At 47.0% G+C, this 19570-nt stretch carries 22 protein-coding genes and 1 riboswitch; of the genes, 13 read left to right on the top strand and 9 right to left on the bottom strand.

The window, feature by feature from the left end:
• Window positions 1-152 precede the first annotated feature (152 nt).
• Both C7R94_RS03500 and C7R94_RS03505 read right to left on the bottom strand, forming a co-directional pair.
• Window positions 153-1601: an amino acid permease gene (locus tag C7R94_RS03500; RefSeq protein ID WP_106778482.1), complete on the bottom strand. Its 1449-nt coding sequence runs from the start codon at window positions 1599-1601 to the stop codon at window positions 153-155.
• A 112-nt stretch (window positions 1602-1713) separates the two neighbouring features.
• Window positions 1714-1899: riboswitch (Lysine riboswitch) on the bottom strand.
• Between the two features lie 84 nt (window positions 1900-1983).
• Window positions 1984-2478, bottom strand: coding sequence for a DinB family protein (locus C7R94_RS03505; protein WP_106778483.1), 495 nt, complete (start codon window positions 2476-2478; stop codon window positions 1984-1986).
• 168 nt (window positions 2479-2646) lie between these two features.
• Here C7R94_RS03505 and C7R94_RS03510 point away from each other — a divergent pair, with 168 nt between their 5' ends.
• The gene (locus C7R94_RS03510; RefSeq protein ID WP_106778484.1) at window positions 2647-3204 is read left to right on the top strand and encodes a CGNR zinc finger domain-containing protein; all 558 of its coding nucleotides are present in this window, start codon (window positions 2647-2649) and stop codon (window positions 3202-3204) included.
• 31 nt (window positions 3205-3235) lie between these two features.
• Here C7R94_RS03510 and C7R94_RS03515 read toward each other — a convergent pair whose 3' ends face one another.
• On the bottom strand, window positions 3236-4036 hold the full coding sequence (locus C7R94_RS03515; RefSeq protein ID WP_106778485.1) for an inositol monophosphatase family protein: 801 nt from the start codon (window positions 4034-4036) through the stop codon (window positions 3236-3238).
• Window positions 4037-4214: 178 nt separating this feature from the next.
• Here C7R94_RS03515 and C7R94_RS03520 point away from each other — a divergent pair, with 178 nt between their 5' ends.
• Window positions 4215-4967 carry an alpha/beta fold hydrolase gene (locus C7R94_RS03520; protein WP_106778486.1) on the top strand — a complete coding sequence of 251 codons (753 nt, stop codon included), beginning with the start codon at window positions 4215-4217 and terminating at the stop codon, window positions 4965-4967.
• On the opposite strand, the gene C7R94_RS03525 is transcribed toward C7R94_RS03520, so the two are convergent.
• The 3 genes from C7R94_RS03525 to C7R94_RS03535 all read right to left on the bottom strand — a co-directional run bounded on the left by C7R94_RS03525 (window position 4945) and on the right by C7R94_RS03535 (window position 6424).
• Window positions 4945-5343: a hypothetical protein gene (locus C7R94_RS03525; RefSeq protein WP_047070407.1), complete on the bottom strand. Its 399-nt coding sequence runs from the start codon at window positions 5341-5343 to the stop codon at window positions 4945-4947. The genes C7R94_RS03520 and C7R94_RS03525 overlap by 23 nt on opposite strands.
• 36 nt (window positions 5344-5379) lie before the next feature.
• Window positions 5380-5904: an ImmA/IrrE family metallo-endopeptidase gene (locus tag C7R94_RS03530; protein ID WP_047070408.1), complete on the bottom strand. Its 525-nt coding sequence runs from the start codon at window positions 5902-5904 to the stop codon at window positions 5380-5382.
• Between the two features lie 73 nt (window positions 5905-5977).
• Window positions 5978-6424: a helix-turn-helix domain-containing protein gene (locus C7R94_RS03535; RefSeq protein ID WP_106778487.1), complete on the bottom strand. Its 447-nt coding sequence runs from the start codon at window positions 6422-6424 to the stop codon at window positions 5978-5980.
• Between the two features lie 179 nt (window positions 6425-6603).
• Between C7R94_RS03535 and C7R94_RS03540 the strand changes: the two genes are divergently transcribed.
• The 7 genes from C7R94_RS03540 (at window position 6604) to C7R94_RS03570 (ending at window position 12144) form a co-directional block, all read left to right on the top strand.
• Window positions 6604-6798, top strand: coding sequence for a BhlA/UviB family holin-like peptide (locus tag C7R94_RS03540; RefSeq protein WP_047070410.1), 195 nt, complete (start codon window positions 6604-6606; stop codon window positions 6796-6798).
• A 230-nt stretch (window positions 6799-7028) separates the two neighbouring features.
• Window positions 7029-8036 carry a homoserine kinase gene (locus C7R94_RS03545; protein WP_106778488.1) on the top strand — a complete coding sequence of 336 codons (1008 nt, stop codon included), beginning with the start codon at window positions 7029-7031 and terminating at the stop codon, window positions 8034-8036.
• The gene (locus C7R94_RS03550; RefSeq protein WP_106778489.1) at window positions 8026-8487 is read left to right on the top strand and encodes a GNAT family N-acetyltransferase; all 462 of its coding nucleotides are present in this window, start codon (window positions 8026-8028) and stop codon (window positions 8485-8487) included. Before C7R94_RS03545 ends, C7R94_RS03550 begins: the two co-directional genes overlap by 11 nt.
• 94 nt (window positions 8488-8581) lie before the next feature.
• Window positions 8582-9514 (top strand): hypothetical protein, encoded by a 933-nt coding sequence (locus C7R94_RS03555; protein ID WP_106778490.1) that lies wholly within the window; start codon window positions 8582-8584, stop codon window positions 9512-9514.
• 191 nt (window positions 9515-9705) lie between these two features.
• On the top strand, window positions 9706-10872 hold the full coding sequence (locus tag C7R94_RS03560; protein WP_106778491.1) for a dicarboxylate/amino acid:cation symporter: 1167 nt from the start codon (window positions 9706-9708) through the stop codon (window positions 10870-10872).
• A 204-nt stretch (window positions 10873-11076) separates the two neighbouring features.
• Complete coding sequence (locus C7R94_RS03565; RefSeq protein WP_106778492.1) at window positions 11077-11463, top strand: hypothetical protein; 387 nt, start codon at window positions 11077-11079, stop codon at window positions 11461-11463.
• A gap of 219 nt (window positions 11464-11682) precedes the next feature.
• Window positions 11683-12144 carry a hypothetical protein gene (locus C7R94_RS03570; RefSeq protein ID WP_047071238.1) on the top strand — a complete coding sequence of 154 codons (462 nt, stop codon included), beginning with the start codon at window positions 11683-11685 and terminating at the stop codon, window positions 12142-12144.
• A 98-nt stretch (window positions 12145-12242) separates the two neighbouring features.
• Here the strand turns inward: C7R94_RS03570 and C7R94_RS03575 are convergent, their stop codons facing one another.
• A complete protein-coding gene (locus C7R94_RS03575; protein ID WP_106778493.1) occupies window positions 12243-12680 on the bottom strand; it encodes a Dps family protein in 438 nt (145 codons plus the stop codon).
• Window positions 12681-12767: 87 nt separating this feature from the next.
• Between C7R94_RS03575 and mobA the strand changes: the two genes are divergently transcribed.
• Window positions 12768-13400, top strand: a complete 633-nt coding sequence (mobA, locus tag C7R94_RS03580) for a molybdenum cofactor guanylyltransferase (RefSeq protein ID WP_106778494.1) — start codon at window positions 12768-12770, stop codon at window positions 13398-13400.
• Between the two features lie 96 nt (window positions 13401-13496).
• On the opposite strand, the gene C7R94_RS30180 is transcribed toward mobA, so the two are convergent.
• Together C7R94_RS30180 and fdhD are read right to left on the bottom strand one after the other, a co-directional pair.
• Complete coding sequence (locus tag C7R94_RS30180) at window positions 13497-13979, bottom strand: hypothetical protein (RefSeq protein ID WP_199197918.1); 483 nt, start codon at window positions 13977-13979, stop codon at window positions 13497-13499.
• Between the two features lie 150 nt (window positions 13980-14129).
• Window positions 14130-14927 (bottom strand): formate dehydrogenase accessory sulfurtransferase FdhD, encoded by a 798-nt coding sequence (gene fdhD, locus C7R94_RS03595; protein WP_106778497.1) that lies wholly within the window; start codon window positions 14925-14927, stop codon window positions 14130-14132.
• Between the two features lie 401 nt (window positions 14928-15328).
• On the opposite strand from fdhD, the gene C7R94_RS03600 reads away from it, so the two are divergent.
• The 3 genes from C7R94_RS03600 (at window position 15329) to C7R94_RS03610 (ending at window position 19565) form a co-directional block, all read left to right on the top strand.
• Entirely contained in the window at window positions 15329-16603 is a 1275-nt protein-coding gene (locus tag C7R94_RS03600; RefSeq protein ID WP_304533578.1) for an L-lactate MFS transporter, read from the top strand.
• Between the two features lie 53 nt (window positions 16604-16656).
• A complete protein-coding gene (locus C7R94_RS03605; protein WP_012684864.1) occupies window positions 16657-17022 on the top strand; it encodes a Na-translocating system protein MpsC family protein in 366 nt (121 codons plus the stop codon).
• 194 nt (window positions 17023-17216) lie between these two features.
• Window positions 17217-19565: an FdhF/YdeP family oxidoreductase gene (locus C7R94_RS03610; RefSeq protein WP_106778499.1), complete on the top strand. Its 2349-nt coding sequence runs from the start codon at window positions 17217-17219 to the stop codon at window positions 19563-19565.
• Window positions 19566-19570: the final 5 nt, after the last annotated feature.

Below are 19570 nucleotides of genomic sequence, written 5' to 3' on the forward strand. Positions count from 1 at the left end.
CAGATGACTGGAATGAGTTGTGAGAACGGAAGGAAACGGATCTCAATTGCTTCGTCTCTATACTATCGGCTATTTTGGGGCAGTTTTTAATATGCGGACAAGCATGAAAAAGGACTCCCGTTCAGATGACGGAAGTCCGGATTTTTCTTCGATTATTTCGAGTGTTCATCCATGCTGAAGTCTACTTGTTCAAGAGGGACGAGCTTGGTCTTTTGGGTAATCTTATAAGCAAGCCAAACGATTAAGAAGAGTGGCAGGCCAATGTAAGAGACCAGGACGCCATACCAGTCGATCGTTCCACCCAAGAATGCGGAGTAGTTTTGCCCCAAAATAACGATACAGCAAATGATGAAGGCAAAAATCGGTCCAAACGGGAACCACTTTGCCCGATAAGGCAATTCGCTTAAGTCACGGCCCTGAGCGATAAACGCTTTGCGGAAACGGTAGTGACTAACGGCAATTCCCAGCCAAGCGATGAAGCCCGACATACCGGACGCATTCAAAAGCCATACATACACTTCGCCTTCCCCAAACAGAGAGGACAGAAAAGCAAGGGCGCCGATGAGCGCAGTCAAGATCAAGGCATTGATCGGTACGCCGTTACTTGTTACTTTTGCGAACCATTTTGGTGCTTTTCCTTCTTTCGCCAAGTTCCACAGCATGCGTGTAGAGGCGTACATGCCAGAGTTACCAGCAGACAATACAGACGTGAGAATAACGGCATTCATGACAGATGCTGCAAAAGCGAATCCGGCATTTTCAAATACAATCGTAAACGGACTGATCGCAATATCCGTAAGGTCGCCACTGATCAGATTTGGATTATCGTATGGAACCAACAACCCGATGATCAAAATAGCGAGGATGTAGAAGAGCAAGATGCGCCAAAAAATTTGACGGATGGCCTTCGGAATGTTGCGGGCAGGGTCTTCGCTCTCACCGGCTGCGACACCAACTAGCTCTGTCCCTTGGAAAGAGAATCCGGCAATCATAAAGACACCGAGCAGGGCCATGAAGCCACCATTGAATGGCGCGTCGCCTTTGGTGAAGTTTTGGAAGCCAACTGCTTGACCACCCATAATGCCAAAAATCATCAACACACCCACAATAATAAAGATGATAACTGTTACTACTTTAATCAAGGCGAACCAATATTCAGATTCTCCATAGGCTTTCACAGACAGGAGATTCAAGGCAAACAGCAATCCGAGGAACAAAGCGCTCCACACGATCGCTGGGGTATCTGGGAACCAATATTTCATAATAAGTGCGGAAGCTGACAGCTCGACGGCAATGGTAATGGCCCAGTTGTACCAGTAGTTCCAGCCAAGAGCAAAGCCGAGAGATGGATCGACGAAGCGTGTGGCATACGTCGAAAACGAACCGGAAACAGGCATGAAAGCCGCCATTTCCCCCAAGCTGGTCATTAAAAAGTAAACCATGATACTAATGGCGAGATAGGCGACTAAAGCTCCACCTGGTCCGGCGGAATGAATCGAGCCTCCGCTCGCGAGAAACAATCCCGTCCCAATCGAGCCGCCGATGGCGATCATCGTCAGGTGTCGGGCTTTTAAACCACGTTGCAATTGATTTTGTGACATAAGCTGCTTGCACGACCTTTCTAGATTTTTGAGAAGGAAGGTCGGAAATTAAAAAACCGCCATAGCCAAAAAATGGCATAGGGCGGTATCATCCAATCCCCACCAAGCCTTCACTGAAGATAGCTCACCACGTTTGCTTGGCATGCAAACGTGACAGTTCTGCCCCTTTCGAGTACAGCCCCAACCCAATCGCACAGAGACGCGATATGAGCTTCGGCGGATTTTCCTTACCTGGAGTCATTGATTTTCTCTGAATCTCGTACAGGATGATATAAAAGCCGCGACCTCTATCCTCACCGTGAAAGATGAGGATAACATGTATGAAATTATGTGATTCATCAAATATAAAGGATTGTTCAGGATTAATCAATGTGAAATTTTGTTATTCAAATGAGCGTCTGGCAGGCCAAGAGCCTTGCAGCTTGCGAATTTGGACGATTTGTCCCGTGTGAAAAGCATCATGCAAGACAAGACTCATTACATTTTGGTAAATGGGTGTATAGGTAGCGATCTGGTTTAACTCTTCATCCGTCAGCAAGGAAAGCTGTTCATGAATGTGGCGATGGACGCTTTCCATTCGCAAGAGGGTAGCTTGCCAAGCGTCTTCGTCATCTGGACCGCCGGATGGGGTGAAGGTATCATCGTTCGTCTCAGCGGAGCCAGGAAATTCAGTGCCCAAAAGACGATGCAACAGGCGTTCTTTGTAATAAAGAAGGTGACTGACGTTTTCCCAGATCGTGTTGGCTGCTTCTCCCACAGGGCGCCAGCTAGCCTCGACTGCCGATACCCCGGAAAGCGCTTCTTTTAAGGGTGGATACCAGTCTTCCTTGTCATACGCACATGCCCATCCGTGCAAAAGCAATTCCTTCCGATTCATACGCTTCCTCCTCGTCTGTGAAACAGATTGATGAAACGCTATAATAGCAATAAGAAATGAGGGTGTAACTAGTAAAATTGATTACGATAGTTACAAGTAAAGGTTACCATATCCTGTATGGTCATACAAGAGAGAAAAATGAAGGGTTTCGTCAGGAGAGTTGATGACATGGACTGGCTTTGCATCGATTTTTTAAATAGTGATTGGCGGGATTGGCGTGGCTCTGGTCGTTGGGAAAATCGTTTGGAGAACAAGGAATGGCTGTCATCCTTTTTGCATACATACAAGCTAACCGCTCCGCTGCCGATGAATGAGGAGTGTAGTGCGTCACTTTTGCAATTGCGAGAACGCTTGAGACGTATGCTGGAAGCCGTTGTCCGTGGAGACCGAATCCAAGAGGAGGACCTTGCGGAATTGAACAAAGTATTGGCTCTCGCTCCTTTTCACATGCAGGTGTTGTATATAGATGAGGAGGGCAGCTACTTACAAAAGCATTCTAGCTCAACAGAGGGCTGGCCCCTCGTCATGGCACAAATTGCGGCTTCTTTCGCGGAGTTGCTTACCCCGCAGCATTTGGAACGAATTAAAATATGTAACAACGAGGATTGCCGCTGGGTGTTTTATGATGAAAGCCGCAACCGGGTGCGCCGCTGGTGCGATGACAAAATGTGCGGCAACCTGATGAAGGTGCGTCGTTTTCGTGAGCGGAAAAAGGAGAAAGGGTGATGTGCATGGGCTCACCCTTTTTATCTGTCTGTTATGAAGCGGGGGTCAATTGGATCAGTTTAGGGAAAATGGACGAGCCTGCTGCTACGATGCCTGTGCTTTTCCAGCAAAAATAATCCCCTTGCGTATCCGTAATTTTGCCCCCGGCTTCCTGGACCAAAAGAGCTCCCGCCAGCCAATCATACACCCCTTCACCGTATTCCCAGTAACCGTCGAGCCGTCCGCAAGCCACGTAAGCGAGATGGAGGGAAACCGCGCCCTGCATGCGGATAGCAAAAGCCTCTGGCATCACTCGCGTCAAGGAATTCGCTGTATACTTTCCGACCAAGAGGTTCATTGGTTCGGAGGAAGCAAAGAGCGTGCCGAGAATGCACTCACTCAGCTGCGATTTGGATGAGGTACTGATTTTTTGTCCGTTTAGAAAAGCTCCACGCCCGTCAATTGCTGTAAACAGTTCATCACGGCATGGATCATAGACAAAGGAAACAACCGTACGTCCTCCGTCAATCAGGCAGAGGGAGGTAGCCCACATCGGCATATTTTGCAGAAAGTGGACTGCTCCATCAATTGCATCCATCACCCAATAAGGATTGGTGAATTCAGGCTTTTCCTGTGCAGCCGGATCGAATTCCGCGTCCGAGAATTCATAGGTGGGGAAACGCTCGGATAACGATTGCTTCAATCGTGCTTCAACCACGGGATTCACCTCTTCAAAGCGTTTAGCCATTGCTTCCTTGCTATGGCAGGGCGTGCCTTTTTCAAATTCCACTAGCAGCTCCTTTCCAACGCTTCTTACCAGTTCCTCGCAAAATTGCACATCCTGTAGATTCATACAATTCCCATCCCTTCTTTTTTTGGTGAAAGTTAAGTAGTATGTTTGAATACTACTATGAAAAAATCAGCTCGTCAACACCACGAAAATGTCGAGATTCACAATTTATGCACATGTGCAGAGCGTTTGAGACATAATAAGTAGCATCATACATGGGATCGGAAACGAGGTGGGTAGGATGAGTCAAGCACGCAAAAAATGGCTTCAGGCACTCGTATTGGTGACACTTGCAGCGGTTTGTCTCGCTATATGGTACTTGCAGCCATATCAGCCCGATCAGGCAGCTTTAACGGCCATGCAAGGCGGTGAAGGGATTACGGTCATGGATACGAATGACTGGATTATTTTTCAAGGCGGGGAGTCACGCGAGCCGGGACTCATCTTATATCCGGGAGCATTAGTTAAACCGGAGAGCTATGCACCAATTGCCCGTGCTTTGGCAGGCTACGGCTACCATGTTTTTCTTGCACGGATGCCACTGAATTTGGCTGTAAGTGATATGACGAGAGCCACACAAGTATTAAAGGCATACCCGAATAAAACGTTTGTCATCGGAGGGCATTCGCTCGGTGGTACCATGGCAGCCGAATTCGCAGTAAACCATCCGGACCGAATCAACGGTGTGTTTTTACTGGGGGCGTATCCGAACAGACAGGGGAACTTGAAAAACGTGAATTTGCCCGTGCTGTCATTGCTCGGGTCCCGCGATGGTGTGATCAATATGGAAAAGTTTGAGGAGAGCAAGCAATATTTGCCGGAGCGTACCGTGTACATGTCCATAGAAGGGGGAAACCACTCCCAGTTCGGAAGCTATGGATCGCAGGAGGGTGACAAGCCCGCTGCCATTACCCCGCAGGAGCAGTGGCAGCAAACGGTGGCAGCAATCAAGGATTGGCTGCTTAATGATGTCACGATGATGAACGTGGAATAATACCGGATACAACACCTGTAATGCGAATGTTTTCCGAGGGGAGCAGCATGGGCGTGTCTTGCTCGCGTGTGGTTGTAAACAGACATTCCAATGGATTGACATCTGCTGCGATTCGCACAAGGAACTGCCCCTCCTGTCGGACCAATACAGGTCTGTCTTTTACAGGCTCCATCGAAAAGTCAGAGATCAATAAGGCGTCTCCGGGAAAAATACCGAGACCACTAAGGCCGTCATCTCGCATGATGAGAGCAAAGCGGGCCACGTGATAGCTGGCTACCTCCAAAGAGGGTAACAGAGACAGCTCCTCGTCTTGGTCCAAGGCGAGATCAAAAAAATGAGTCGTGTATGCATCTCCGGCAATAAAGACTCGTTTCACCAGGTATCGCCTCCTGCATCATAATAGCATCGCAATTTACCCATAGACGGGAAAGCCTTTGGCATACATACGGCTTAGTATGCGTTCAAAACGGGCACGAGCAAGAGGCAACGGCACCTGAAAGCGCTGAGCCAACACAGCCGGTGCATTGTATCGCGAGCAATCGGCCAGAAGGGTGCTCATCATGTAAATGGGAAGCAGCAAATGCTCGGCAAAATGATTCGCCTGCGATTCTTGCCAGTCAATCATCCATTCGCTGCTCTGGGGCTGAATGCCTTCATGAAGGAGCAAATGTCCGAGCTCATGCGCGATTTTAACCCGCTGGGTAGCTGGATCGAGCCGCTCGTCCACCGCAATGATATAACGTCCCGGCGAAAAGGGATGCGCGTGTGCCCGACTCCTGCCGCAAATACGATGGATCTCGATGCCGTACGTCTCGCACAGCAGATGCAAATCGATTTGTTCGGGCTGGTCGATGCCGTGATGCTGAAGTAATAAGTAGACGCGACTCTCGAGCCATGTTTGCGGTTCGCAGATTTCTTGCAAAAGGGAGTGAAGCATCAAAGACCTCCTAAGTGAATAAGTAAGGAACGTACGTTCTGTTCTTGGCTGAAAAGAAAACCCCGCATTGGGGTTATTTTTTTTTGATGTCTTCCGTGATGTCAAACAAAGACGGAGGTCGTTCTTCGCGTACTTTACGGACCTTCCACTGTTTCTTCAAGTCGTACCAGTAGCGGCGAATTTCTTTTTTCTCCTCTTCTGAAGCATCCAGATACCCGTCTAGGAAATAGTAGTCGTCCGGGTCATCGATCTTTTCCTGCAAGAGCTCGTCCAACGAACGTTGATTTTTCTCTCCTGTTGCTGGGAGAATATAGGCCGTGACTTCATCTGTGCGGCCCAACAACCAATCGGTCGTGACGTCCAGCACATCAGCCAATTGCCGCAGCATGTCATTCGGTGGTGTGCTGTGGTTGTTCTCGTAGTTACTGATCGTCCCCTTGGTTGTGCAGACATGCTCTGCCAACTCTTCCTGGGTCAGACCTTTTGTCTTACGAGCTGTGCGTAAGCGCTGAGATAGCATGAGCGTGCCAGTCCTTCCTGTGAGGATGTACAAATTTATTGTACTAAATGAGAAGGAAAAAGAAAAGTATGGATATTATTTTTGTCTTTAACGAATTGTGTACAAGCGTTTTGTACAAAATACAGATAAGGACGATGCGGGAACACTCGTTCTGTACAGTGACAAAAGGGGAGATTAACATGGAAGATCAAGTAACAACCGTATTACTTCAGCAAGGACCATTTGCTGCTTTGTTTGTCTGGTTGTTGTTTTATATTATGAGAGCAAATCGCGAGCGAGAGGGGCGACTGCAAGACTTGCTGGACAAATACAGCGACAAATACGATTTGATCCTCGAGGAATTGCGCGAGATCAAGGGAAAAGTGAGGAAATAACTATTTTTGACATCAAACCTTTTGATGAGCGTGACGAATACGAATCCATTCTTATGTTGCCCGATTCCTTGAAAAGCTTATTCAGCAAGGGGGACAAATTGTTGTAGTCTGTACCAGACCTTGATCGGCCTTTAGCCCTTCAAGGTCCTTTTTCTTGCTGTGTCCTTTTCCCTATTCACACGTCCTCTATAATAACTTCCCAATACTTAGCAAAAAGGAGCAGCATGACTATGCATTTACCCGTCGTCTACTCAACCATCTGTGAAAAAGCATTACAGAAAGTACTTCAGGAAGCATATCCAACCGAACAAATACAATCCGTTCACTACATGCTTCGAGGCATGAACGATACGTACCTCGTGAAGACCATTGATCAAAAACGAATTTTCAGGCTGTATCGCAGTGATTGGCGAACAGAGGAAGCAGCTGTCGCGTTCGAGATGGAGCTGTTGCTCCATTTGAACAGACAAGGAGTATCTGTTTCTGTGCCAATTGCGGACGGTTCAGGAAACCATGTCTTGAGACTGCAAGCAGCAGAGGGCAATCGCTTTGGTGCGTTGTTCACTTTTGCCTGTGGCAAGGAGCAGGAGATCGATACCGAAGAACTGAGCGAACGATTCGGCAGAGCCGTTGCCGAGCTGCATGTCAAATCAGAAGGCTTTTCCACACAGCAAGCTCGCGAGGTGTGGGACGCTAAGACGCTGATTCATCGCCCGTTAGCCATCATCGAGTCACGTCTGCAGCATCGGAAGGAAGATTTTCAAATCCTCCAAAAGCTGGCGATTGAGCTGGAAGCCAAGCTGAATGAGCATATCCGTGCCGGACTCGACTGGGGGATTTGCCACGGAGACCTTCAAGGGAATTTTAATACGAACTTTTGTGAGGACAACAGCTATACCCACTTTGATTTCGACCTGTGCGGATATGGCTGGCGGGCGTATGATTTGGCTGCTTTCAAGCTGAGCCGAATATTGATCGAGGAAGATGACGAACTGGTGGATTCGCTATGGAATGCTTTTCTAAAAGGATATACCGAGGTTCGTCCCTTATCTGAAAACGACCAGGCTGCGGTGTCGCTCATGACAGGCATTCGCCAATTGTGGCTAATGGGGCTGTGCATGCATGATCCTCATATCATGGGTAGCACCGATTCGGATGATGCTTTCGTGAGTGAGAAGATGGAGTTTTTCAAAAAAATATTTCGCGTAAGAGAGGGTTTTTCCAAACATGCGCATTGAACAGTTGCAAGCAGATAGCCGTTACCTGAAGGAAATCGTAGAACTATGGAATCAAAACGCAATCGAAACCGTAGAATACGAGCTAACAGATGGAGAAATGGCAGGCATCGAACAGCAGGTGGTCCAGTATTGCCGATCGGCATACGGAGTCGTACATATTGCGCTTGACGATGACGACCAGCTTGTTGGTTATGGGCTTGCCTCCATGAAAAAAGAGATGGTGCATGAAACTTACTCGGGGCACGTAGATGAACTGTATGTGGCTCCAGCGTACCGTAAACAAAAAGTGGGGCAAGCGATTTTTCACAGCTTGAAAAGATGGCTTCTCGCGCAAGAAGTTTCGCACATTCAAGTGTTTGTGGATGTAGAGAATGAGTCAGCACAAGCTTTTTGGGAGAAAACCGGATTTGAGAAAGAGTTTTTCGTCATGTCGGAAGAAGAGGAAGAATGAAGAAGCGTTTTGCAAAGCGTTGTCAGAAAAGCATGTGTCCCAAAGTCAATGACAGGTAAGCCATACATTGACGAGAAAGAGGGAGAAGAAAAGCATGTTACCGTACATCGGAAGTGGCGCGTACTGCTACGCAAATTCATCATCAATGCTTCTGGAGACGATTGGGGAGAAGGTATCGCCTGCTGTACTTGAAGTACTCTCTGGCGTAGGCATTGGGGCGATGTGGCATGAGGAGCAGAAAGTCATTTATTTCGGACAAGAGATTCCGGATCGTGGTGTAAGTCATGCGTTGGAGCTACTAGGGTTTCGCTGGACGGAAAAGTCAGGGGATGCTGAGGGAGAGCCACCATTGGAGCAATTACGGCGTGATGTGGAGCATGGGCCCGTTTTGCTCGGACCACTTGATATGGGCTATTTGACGTATAATCCCAATGCTGCTTATTTGGGAGGAGCTGACCATTTTGTTCTCGCGTACAGGATGGATGAGCAAGCCATCTACCTGCATGATCCGGCAGGATTCCCTTTTGTGAGCTTGCCATTGTCCCAGTTTGTCTTGGCATGGAAAGCCGAAAAAATCTTCGATCGCCTCTTTTCCTATCACTACTGGACAGCACCAAAGCGTGTAGGCAGTCCGTCAGAGGAGGAACAAGCCGCAAATGCCCTTCGTTTATTCCAAAGGGTTTATCAGGAAAGCGCATCGGCTAAACCAAACGCTTCGGTCCTATACGGAAAAGAAGCGATCTTGCGGGTAGTGAAACGGATAGAAGAGGAGGGCGGACTCTCCCCAGCAGAAGTTGGTCATCTCTCCTACTTTGCTTTCCAATTAGGTGCAAGGCGAGCACTGGATTTCGCTGTGTTTTACTCGAAGCATGCGCCAGAGTTGGCGGCAATCAAAGAGAGACAGGCGAAGCAATTTGGACGTTGTCACACACTGATCGTGGAAAAGAATGAGCAAGATCTAGCGAATGCCATGCGCGTATTGGCAGACCTCGAAGAGGAATTTCGCCAGGTGCTTTGCGCCAAATAAAATCGTTCCCCCAAGTGAGTAAGAAACGCTCATTGGGGGTTTTTCTTTAATTTGAATATTTTTACTTTATTATGATTCATGACAATCTCATCCCGGATGTGTTACCTTGTTATTCATTAGTCCGCGTAAAAGAGACATAGTCCATTCCACGTGGACATCATTTATTAATACTTAACGGAGGTTTAATATTAATGAAACAGCTAGGTTTACTACCCAAAATCCTGATCGCCATTGTCCTTGGGGTTGGAATCGGATCTATTTCGCCGATTTGGGTTGTGAAAGGATTGGCTACGTTTAGTGGCCTGTTTGGAAATTTCCTCGGATTTGCGATTCCGTTGATTATCATTGGATTTATCGCGCCAGGCATCGGTGAGCTGGGCAAAGGGGCAGGGCGTTTGCTTGGGGTAACCACAGGGGTTGCTTACTTGTCTACGATCCTCGCAGGAGTGCTTGCTTATTGGGTCAGTACAAGTATTTTTCCACACATTCTTGAGGTAGGTGGACTGGTGAATCAGTATGCCAACCCGGAGGAAGCACTGGTGAAGCCATTCTTTACCGTGGACATGCCGCCGATTGTAGGTGTAATGACAGCATTGTTGCTCGCCTTTACCCTTGGTCTTGGAGCGACTGTCATCAAAGGGAATGCCCTGCAAAATGTGATGGTAGACTTGAGAGATATCGTCGAGAAGCTGATTGCTTCCGTCATTATCCCGTTGCTTCCATTACATATCCTGTCTGTATTTTCCAATCTGACCTATGGTGGACAAGTCACCATGATTTTGTCCGTATTTGTGAAAGTTTTCGTCATGATTATCGTCTTGCATCTATTTTATCTGTTCGTGCAGTACATGGTAGCAGGTCAGATGGGACGCAAAAACCCATTCACGCTGATAAAAAATATGCTTCCCGCTTACTTCACAGCGATTGGAACACAATCATCTGCAGCCACCATTCCTGTGACACTAAATCAGACCAAGAAAAACGGTGTGAGCGAAAAAATCGCGGACTTCGTCGTTCCACTCTGTGCAACGATCCATCTTTCCGGAAGCACGATTACGCTTGTCAGCTGTTCCATGGCAGTTATGATGCTAAATGACATGGCGACATCCTTTAGTGTGATGTTTCCATTCATCTTGATGCTCGGTGTAACGATGATCGCCGCACCAGGTGTGCCGGGCGGAGCAGTCATGGCAGCACTCGGATTGATGGAGACCATGCTCGGATTTACTACCACGTTGACTTCGTTGATGATTGCACTGTACATCGCGCAGGATAGCTTCGGCACTGCTTGTAACGTAACGGGTGATGGTGCGATTGCTGTAATTACGGATCGATTGAGTGAGGAGAAGGTGGTTTGATCATGTCTTTGCAAAGTCTGTTTATATAAGACCTATCCATGTGTGGATGGGTCTTCTCTTAAGGATACTTAGTGGATATAATCTCGACAAAATTATAAGGAAAGTGACATGAATCAACAAATAACTTCAATAAAAATTATATTTTGACATAATTTGAAAATGATGGTACATTCCTATTATTCCATATTATAGGAGGAAGGCATTGTGAAAAAGATCCTGCTAGCATTGACACTAGTATTTGCTGTATCTTCATCCGCTTTTGCTGCAAGTTCGGAAACAGAGTCGAACAATACTTTCGAAACAGCTAACACTATGATTGTTGACTCGAGCATTTCAGGTGAAGTTGACCGAACTGATAATGAGGATATTTTTGTTTTTGTAGCTAATAAAACTGGACAAGTACGCGTTTTACTGACAGGACCAACTGGTTTAGCAGCTGTAGGTTTATATAATTCTGACACTGAGTATATTAAAAATTCCGTTATGGATATTCCATTAGATTTTGATGTAGTTGCTGGTCAAAAGTACTATCTTAAAGTATTGGGATTTAATCAAACTACTAGCTATAATTTGTCTGTTAGTAACTTATAATTATATAGAACATCTATAATTCGAATTAAGACAAGATAGCTTTTTCTATAGCCAAGTTTGGTATAGAGAGGAGCTATCTTTAATTTTTGTTGCTATACTCTTGGGTGTGATAAGGATTTTTTGTCACTCAAATTCCCGTTTCCAACTAGTACGAATTATATTATCATTGGATATAATTCCATCATTCTACTTTTTGCGAAAAGGGGAATACATAACGCAATGTTTAACGAACGGAAAGCGTTACAAATGACATTGCAGGCCATGCTAGAGCAGCGTATGGCACTGCGTCGACAGTATGTTGATCAGGACAAGCAGTTGGGAGCTGACATCAAGCAGCTTCTGAGCCGTATTCGCGAGTTGGATAATGAAGCCGGGATCGGAGAAGAAGTGAGCCAAGACGATGTAGCTATGTCAACAGAGGAATATTCCGATGATGTGATGAAGCGAATGAAGGTGAGAAAGGCGCACATTCGTCATGATTATGTGGAAGTTGCGAAGCATATCGAAAACCTGTTACGGGAATCGATGTCACCAATGTCATTGGCTGATCTCTGCTCCGTATTGAAAGCACGCCACCAGGTAGAGTTTGCGAGTCCCTACATTGGTGTACAGAAGTCATTAAAGTATTTACCCCAAGTAAAAGTAGAAAAGGACGGGCGGAAACTGATTTTTTCACTCTAGGATAGCAGGGTGAGATAGGCAGTTTCGCGGGAGGCAAGACCTCAAAAAGGCGATGTGTCTATGCACAATCGCCTTTTGGTGTCTATTGATTTACTTGCTTATTGTAAGAAGGATTTGAGCATCCAAATGTGTTTTTCCAAGCTGCTGCGGATTCCCAACAGCATATCGGCTGTCGCTTCATCGTCGGCTTGGTCTGCCGTTTCCATAGCGAGCTTCAGTTCATCCACGAGAATGGAGAAGTCTCTCGCGATCGTTTCTACCATTTGCTCAGCTGTTTCGCTTCCTTGTGCTTCGGTGATGCTTGCTGTGTTCAGACATGCAGCCAAAGTCGCTACAGGCTTTCCGCCGATGGAGAGGACACGTTCAGCGAGGGAATCTAGATTCGCTGCTGCTTCGTTGTACAATTCCTCAAATTTTGCGTGGAGTGTAAAGAAGTGTGGCCCTTTTACATTCCAGTGGAAATTGTGTAGTTTTGTATAGAGGACTGTCCAGTTTGCCACTTGTTTATTTAGAGCGCTGTAGAGTGTGTTTTCCATCGAGAATCTCTCCTTATTTATAATAATTATTTGTTTAAACTCATTATAAACTAATAAGAGTTATTGTCAACACCCGGGAGGAAATTTATGCAGCAGCTGCGTATCGGTGCGGTTATTTTAGCGGGCGGAAAAAGCAGCAGAATGGGCTCGCCAAAGCAAAAATTACCGTGGAGGGACGGAACCTTTTTAACAGAGCTGGTAAAGGAAGTACAGGCGGTTGGCTTGTCTTGTTTCATTGTAGCGAACGATTTTTCGGACGCTCAAGTGACACAAAAGGAACAAATTGATGAACAGCCCGTCACAATAACGCCAGATCTGGTACCATCCTGCGGTCCTGTTAGTGGACTGGTTACTGCTTTTCGTGTAAGCTCCGAGGATGCTTTGCTGGTGTTGTCCTGCGACCTACCTTTTATGGATCGTGTTCAAATAGCCAAACTTATTGAGTTCGCCAGGGAGAGGGACGACTGGGATGTGATTGTCGCCCAATCAGAAGGACGAACCCATCCATTATGTGCAGTGTACCATCGGAGAACACAGACTAATTGGGAGCAGGCGCTGTTGCATGGACAGCGAAGATTAATGCGGACTTTAGATGAGTTGCGCGTTGTGCCCTTGCCTGATGAATCGTTGGACCCTTGGGCTGTATTTAATGTAAACACGCCGGAAGAGTACGAAAAGGCAAAAAGCGAAGAAAAACGCAGAAAGACAGGACATGCTTGAGACGTGTCCTGTTTTTTGTTTGGAAAAAAGGGGCTTTTCATAGAGGGCTATCATACAAGCATTTCTCTGGACAAACCGTATGAATAGTAGTGATGGCTAACGAAAGGAGGGAGCGCAATGACAAGAAAGTGCAATAAACAGGGCAAACACCACGGTCACCATTGTTGTTGCAAAAAACCCGACAAATACGACCACCACTGTTGCGACAAAAAACACGACAAGTATTACGACCACCACTGTTGCGACAAAAAACACGACAAGTATTACGACCACCACTGCTGTTGCAAAAAAACCGACAAATATTACGATTACCACTGCTGTTGCAAGAAACACGACGTTTACTACGAGCCACACTGCTGCTGCAAAAAGCATGAACATTGCCACGATCACTGCTCTTGCTGCAAACACCATGATTGCAAAGGCTTTGAAAAACATGACCACCATTGTTGTAAAAAGCAAGACATCGATGATGAAGACAAAGAAGAGGACGACGAAGACGAAGACAAAGATGAAGAAGATGATGAGGACGAAGACGAAGACGAAGACGAAGACGAAGATGAAGACGACCACTGCAAGCATAAAAGGAAACATTGCTGCTGCAAATAAAAAATTCCCACGTTCAAAGAATAAAAGCCCGAGAGGATAACTCGGGCTTTGAGATTACCAAATGAAAAAACATAGAAAAGCGGGAAGGCTCTGAGCTTGTCCCGCTTTTGATTGATTTCTTTTTTAAGGCAGAAGAATTCTTTCGGCTTGTGTATACACGTTCATTTTGTCATTACGGATAAAACCGACTGCGGTGAGCTTCAGCTCATCTGCCAATTGCAGGGCGAGATCAGTTGGAGCGGACTTGGACAAAATGATGCCAGCACCAATCTTGGCAGCCTTGAGCAGCACTTCAGACGAGATGCGTCCACTGAATACTAAAATTTTGTCCGTGGTGGAAATGTTATCTCGCAAGCATTTCCCATAGATCTTGTCGAGAGCATTGTGACGCCCGATATCGGAGAACTGAAGCAAAACTTCATCCGGTGTACAGAGGGCTGCATTGTGGACGCCACCTGTTTGGCGGTGGATCTCAGACGACGCTTGCAATTCCTTCATCAGGCGCATGCATTGAGCTGGGGTGACAGATGTTGTGCTTTCAACAGGCTTTGCTGTGCGCGCATCGCTAAAAAAGTAAAAGGATTGTCTGCTTTTTCCGCAGCAGGAAGTAATTCTGCGTTTGGAGTAAAAGCTCTGCGACAAAATCGTTTCTTTATGCAAATCAACGTAAGCAAACCCTTGGGCCTCATTAATCGTAAGCTGTTTGATTTCCGAGTAGCTCTTGATGACACCCTCAGCTGCGAGAAAACCAACGACCATTTCTTCCAAGTCGGCCGGGGTACATACGATTGTAGCGAATTCCTCATCATTGAGGAAAATCGTGAGGGGGTACTCGGTAACGATTTCGTCGTCTTCCCAGCCATGTTGGTCAGCAGAGATTTTCAACACAGGCAATCGGGTGGTGATGGTTAGCTCGGACATACGGGCCTCCTTTTTGTCGAAATTATGAAGTTTTCATGGCTATTTTGTGAGGAAAATATTGTCGAGTGAACGCTTACATGGTAGTATACTATGTGAGATGAAAAGTGTCATAAAATTTTCGTCTTTCCATGTATTCATAGCGTAGGGACAGATTGACACGGAGCAGCGACCCTGCCACCGATTATTTTGTAGCCTTGCAGCGAATTACATAGTGAACACAATGCTTGTTGATGCTGATGTAGCGTTCCTGCTGATGATTAACTGCTGTGTTTCATCGTAGCCCTCGTTTCCAGTTGTGGAAATCTGGGTGAGTCGGTGAAATCAGCAGTTTTTCTTTTTCTCGCGAAGGCTGCTGATGAATCCGCAGCATGCTAAAGACCATTGCGAAGGAGATGAATGATTTGGAACAAAAAGTGAAAAACCGTTGGCTGATCGCGTTGGCTGCGGTGGGCATCCACATCTCGATTGGCTCGGTGTACGCCTGGAGTGTATTTACCAAGCCAATTACCGAGCAATTCGGCTGGGACTTGCCAGACGTTCAATTTACGTTTAGTATTGCGATCTTGTTCTTGGGGCTGTCTGCTGCCTTCCTCGGTCATTATGTCGAAAAGCACGGCCCGCGCAAAGCTGGCATTCTCGCATCTATCTTTTTTGGAGTAGGAACTGTCGGGGCTGGCTTGGCGATACAATTGAGCAGCTTGCCTCTGTTGTACTTATGTTATGGAGTGCTGGGCGGTATCGGACTTGGGGTAGGCTATATTACGCCAGTATCGACTCTGGTCAAATGGTTTCCGGATCGCCGTGGGTTAGCAACGGGTCTTGCCATTATGGGCTTCGGTTTTGCTTCCATGATTGCCAGTCCGATTATGAACGCTTTGATTGCAAATGTAGGAATCGCGAACACCTTTTATATTTTGGGCATTATTTATTTCGTTGTAATGTTGGCTTCGGCTCAATATTTGGCTCCACCTCCAAAAGGCTGGGTACCGGCTGGATTTTCCGCTGAGGGAACAGTTGGCAGCAAGCAAATCAAAAAAGATTTGTGCCAATTGACTGCCAACGAAGCGATCAAGACACGCCGTTTTTACTGGCTGTGGCTGATGCTGTTTATCAATGTGACATGTGGAATCGCTGTCATTTCGGTAGCATCGCCGATGGCGCAAGAAATGGTGGGCATGTCTGTCGGAACAGCAGCTTTGATGGTAGGGCTAAACGGTTTGTTCAACGGTGGTGGACGAATCGGCTGGGCGTCTCTGTCTGATTTCATTGGACGACCAAACACGTACACAGCTTTCTTTGCTATCCAAATGGTACTGTTCTTCCTGTTGCCGAATATGTCCAATCCGATCTTGTTCATGGTGGCGATGTTCATCATTATGACCTGTTACGGCGGTGGCTTTGCATCCATTCCGGCGTACATCGGTGACCTGTTTGGAACGAAGCAATTGGGAGCGATTCACGGCTATATTCTGACGGCATGGGCTGCTGCCGGCTTGGCAGGACCGATCTTTGCAGCATGGGTTCGCAAGACGACAGAAAGCTATACAGGAACCATGAGTGTTTTCGCAGGAATGTTCGTTGTCGCTCTGGTGATCTCGCTATTCGTCCGTCTGGATATCAAAAAACTGAAGGAAGAAGCCAAACAAAGAGAAAAGTCTGTTGAATTGGCTAGTTAATCAATGGTAAAGTTTAAGTAGAGAATGATTTGAAGTAAAGGTGATTTTCCTCGATGAATAAGTTCGAAGCAGAATTCAGTAATTTGGTCAGGGCTTTCCGAAAGCGCCATATGGGAAAGGGACCTAGCAAGATCAGCACCACGTTCTGCAAGAACTGGGCGATCTGCGAGATGGAAGGCAACCTTTCTCCGGTGGAAAAGTTCATCGCCACTTCGGAAGACGGAAAGCAGACATTACGAGCTGCCCGAACCGAAATGGTCAAAGAGATCTATCGGAAACACCAGCCAGTTGACATGGAAGCGTTTCTTGGAGCAAAACTCGTTGATCTATTCGTCGATATTGACATTGAACGGGATTTTGGAATGTCGATCTTTGTTTTTGATCAAGACATCGAAAAGAAAATGAAAAACGAACCGTAAGTCTAAACGAAGCAGCGTTCCTGTTCACCGGCTTAGACGTAACGGAATTCGCAAAAGCAAACACGAAGTTGAGACTAGGTAGCGAACCTGCCGTAGACAACCACCGTGAACACGCTCTTTTCCTATAGGACAAGGGACGGTTTCATGGTGGTTTTTTCGTCTCAATGGAGTTTACTAGAGGGGAGACTAAAGAAATGGGCAAGACCAAGCATGGCGGACCAATTAAGCTGGATACTTCTTGGAAGCCTTCCTTATGGGCTTCACTGATGCCGATGGGACTCGGAAAAATCAAGCCGCATCACATTCGCGATACGATGAAGGTGGCCTATGACAATCGCGATAATTTGGGCTATGCCTATCGCATTTTGACCCAAGGGGTTTGTGATGGCTGCGCTCTCGGCGTATCCGGTCTCTACGATCAGACGTTGACTGGACCGCATTTGTGCACCACGCGACTGAACGTACTGCGTCTTAATACCATGCCAGCCATGGATGCCAAATGGTTTGAAGACGTAAATGCGCTGCGCAAGCTGTCCAGCGAAGAATTGCGCAAGCTGGGAAGAATTCCGTATCCGCTTTCAAGAAAGCCAGGTGAAAACAAGTTCACCCGCATTAGCTGGGATGAAGCGTTAAACCGCATCGCGAGAAAAATCAAAAACATCAGCCCGAAACAGCTGGCCTTTTTCTTGACCGCTCGTGGGATTACGAACGAGGTATACTACACGGCAGCTAAAATGGCTCGTTTCCTCGGAACCAACAATATCGACAACGCATCACGTATTTGTCACTCGCCAAGTAAGACAGCATTGAAGCGTTCGGTTGGGATTGGTGCATCGAGCTGTAATTATCAAGATTGGATCGGTACCGATGTCCTCGTGTTCTGGGGCTCTGTACCAGGCAATAACCAGCCTGTATCGACGAAATACATGTATGCTGCGAAAAAAGCAGGAACGAAAATCATCCTGATCAATCCGTACAGAGAGCCAGCGATGGAGAAGTACTGGATTCCATCTGTACCGGATAGTGCTTTGTTCGGTACGAAGATTGCGGACGATTTCTACCAAGTGAATATTGGCGGCGACATCGCATTCATGAACGGTGTGATGAAGATTTGGTTCGAGATGGAGGAAGCCAAACCAGGCTCTGCGATCAACCATGAATTCATCAAGGAGCACGCGAACGGAATCGAGGAGCTGCGCAAGCATGTGATGAATGAATCGTGGGACAAGATTGTAGAATCCTCCGGCCTCAGCCGCGAGCGTATCAAAGAATTCGCGCAGCTGCTCGCCAACTCCAAAAATGGTGTATTCGTATGGAGTATGGGTTTGACTCAGCACAAATTCGGTACGGACAATATTTCTCAAGTAGCCAATCTGGCCATCCTTCGTGGATTCTTGGGTCGCAAACACACAGGTCTCATGCCGATTCGCGGACACTCCGGCGTACAAGGCTCCGGTGAAATGGGTGCCGATCCGTTCAGCTTGCCAGGTGGAGATTTTGAAGAAAAATCCTGGAACCGCATTGAAAAGATCTGGAAGTTCCCGATCCCGAAATGGCAAGGAGATATCGTCGGTATTTCTTTGGAGAATGCAGTGTTGCCAGATGGACACGAGCGCAAAACCAGATTGTTCTATACGAGTGGAGGTAACTTCCTGGAGACGATGCCAGATCCGGACTTCATGCAAAAATGCTTGGAGAGCATAGAAGTGCGTGTACATCAGGACATCATTTTCAATACATCAACGTTGGTGGATGCGAAGGAAGAAGTAATCGTACTGCCGGCAATGACTCGCTACGAGCAACCGGGTGGCGGAACTTCGACAAGTACTGAGCGCATGGTTTACTTCAGTGCCGAAGTGGAAGGGCCACGTATTGAAGAGGCGCGTTCGGAATGGGAGATTTACGTTGATCTGGCGGCACGGGTCAATCCGGAGAAAAAGCATCTGATGCACTTCTCAAGCGCGGCAGAAATTCGCGCAGAGATTGCCTTGGCGAATCCAAACTACGATGGTATCCAGCATCTGAAAAACCGCGGAGATGTTTTCCAATGGGGCGGTGCATGGTTGTGTGAAGGCGGCGTATGCCCGACACCGGATGGCCGAGCGAATCTGATTCCGATTGAGATTCCGGATTTGAACAAGCCAGAGGGACACTTCTATGTAACGACTCGTCGCGGTAAGCAGTTCAACTCGATGATTTACAGCAAGAAAGACCCGTTCAACAATGCGGACCGTTATGATATCCTGATCAATGCAGAGGATGCAAAAGAACTGCGCATTGCAGAAGGCGAAAATATCGTCGTTTACAATAAATATGGAACGTTCCAAGGACGTGCCAAATTCGAGGACACCAGACGCGGAAATATTCAAGTACACTGGCCGGAAGGGAACGTACTCATTCCGAAGGGTGTATACGAGACATACGCAGGTATTCCCGAATACAATACAGCCGTGAAGGTTGAAAAAGCGGACACTTTCCACGCCAACAAAGATTTGAAGTACGTGGAGAGAGAAGTGGAAGATTTGGAAGTAAACGTCGGCTAACGAGC

Source organism: Brevibacillus sp. NRRL NRS-603 (genome assembly GCF_003013445.1).
Taxonomy (GTDB): Bacteria; Bacillota; Bacilli; order Brevibacillales; family Brevibacillaceae; genus Brevibacillus; species Brevibacillus formosus.

Bases quoted from the DNA above. Each gene is read 5' to 3' on its own strand.
- C7R94_RS03500 (WP_106778482.1), bottom strand. From the start codon at position 1,601: ATGTCACAAAATCAATTGCAACGTGGTTTAAAAGCCCGACACCTGACG.
- C7R94_RS03505 (WP_106778483.1), bottom strand. From the start codon at position 2,478: ATGAATCGGAAGGAATTGCTTTTGCACGGATGGGCATGTGCGTATGAC.
- C7R94_RS03510 (WP_106778484.1), top strand. From the start codon at position 2,647: ATGGACTGGCTTTGCATCGATTTTTTAAATAGTGATTGGCGGGATTGG.
- C7R94_RS03515 (WP_106778485.1), bottom strand. From the start codon at position 4,036: ATGAATCTACAGGATGTGCAATTTTGCGAGGAACTGGTAAGAAGCGTT.
- C7R94_RS03520 (WP_106778486.1), top strand. From the start codon at position 4,215: ATGAGTCAAGCACGCAAAAAATGGCTTCAGGCACTCGTATTGGTGACA.
- C7R94_RS03530 (WP_047070408.1), bottom strand. From the start codon at position 5,904: ATGCTTCACTCCCTTTTGCAAGAAATCTGCGAACCGCAAACATGGCTC.
- C7R94_RS03535 (WP_106778487.1), bottom strand. From the start codon at position 6,424: ATGCTATCTCAGCGCTTACGCACAGCTCGTAAGACAAAAGGTCTGACC.
- C7R94_RS03540 (WP_047070410.1), top strand. From the start codon at position 6,604: ATGGAAGATCAAGTAACAACCGTATTACTTCAGCAAGGACCATTTGCT.
- C7R94_RS03545 (WP_106778488.1), top strand. From the start codon at position 7,029: ATGCATTTACCCGTCGTCTACTCAACCATCTGTGAAAAAGCATTACAG.
- C7R94_RS03550 (WP_106778489.1), top strand. From the start codon at position 8,026: ATGCGCATTGAACAGTTGCAAGCAGATAGCCGTTACCTGAAGGAAATC.
- C7R94_RS03555 (WP_106778490.1), top strand. From the start codon at position 8,582: ATGTTACCGTACATCGGAAGTGGCGCGTACTGCTACGCAAATTCATCA.
- C7R94_RS03560 (WP_106778491.1), top strand. From the start codon at position 9,706: ATGAAACAGCTAGGTTTACTACCCAAAATCCTGATCGCCATTGTCCTT.
- C7R94_RS03570 (WP_047071238.1), top strand. From the start codon at position 11,683: ATGTTTAACGAACGGAAAGCGTTACAAATGACATTGCAGGCCATGCTA.
- C7R94_RS03575 (WP_106778493.1), bottom strand. From the start codon at position 12,680: ATGGAAAACACACTCTACAGCGCTCTAAATAAACAAGTGGCAAACTGG.
- mobA (WP_106778494.1), top strand. From the start codon at position 12,768: ATGCAGCAGCTGCGTATCGGTGCGGTTATTTTAGCGGGCGGAAAAAGC.
- C7R94_RS30180 (WP_199197918.1), bottom strand. From the start codon at position 13,979: ATGCTTGCAGTGGTCGTCTTCATCTTCGTCTTCGTCTTCGTCTTCGTC.
- fdhD (WP_106778497.1), bottom strand. From the start codon at position 14,927: ATGTCCGAGCTAACCATCACCACCCGATTGCCTGTGTTGAAAATCTCT.
- C7R94_RS03605 (WP_012684864.1), top strand. From the start codon at position 16,657: ATGAATAAGTTCGAAGCAGAATTCAGTAATTTGGTCAGGGCTTTCCGA.
- C7R94_RS03610 (WP_106778499.1), top strand. From the start codon at position 17,217: ATGGGCAAGACCAAGCATGGCGGACCAATTAAGCTGGATACTTCTTGG.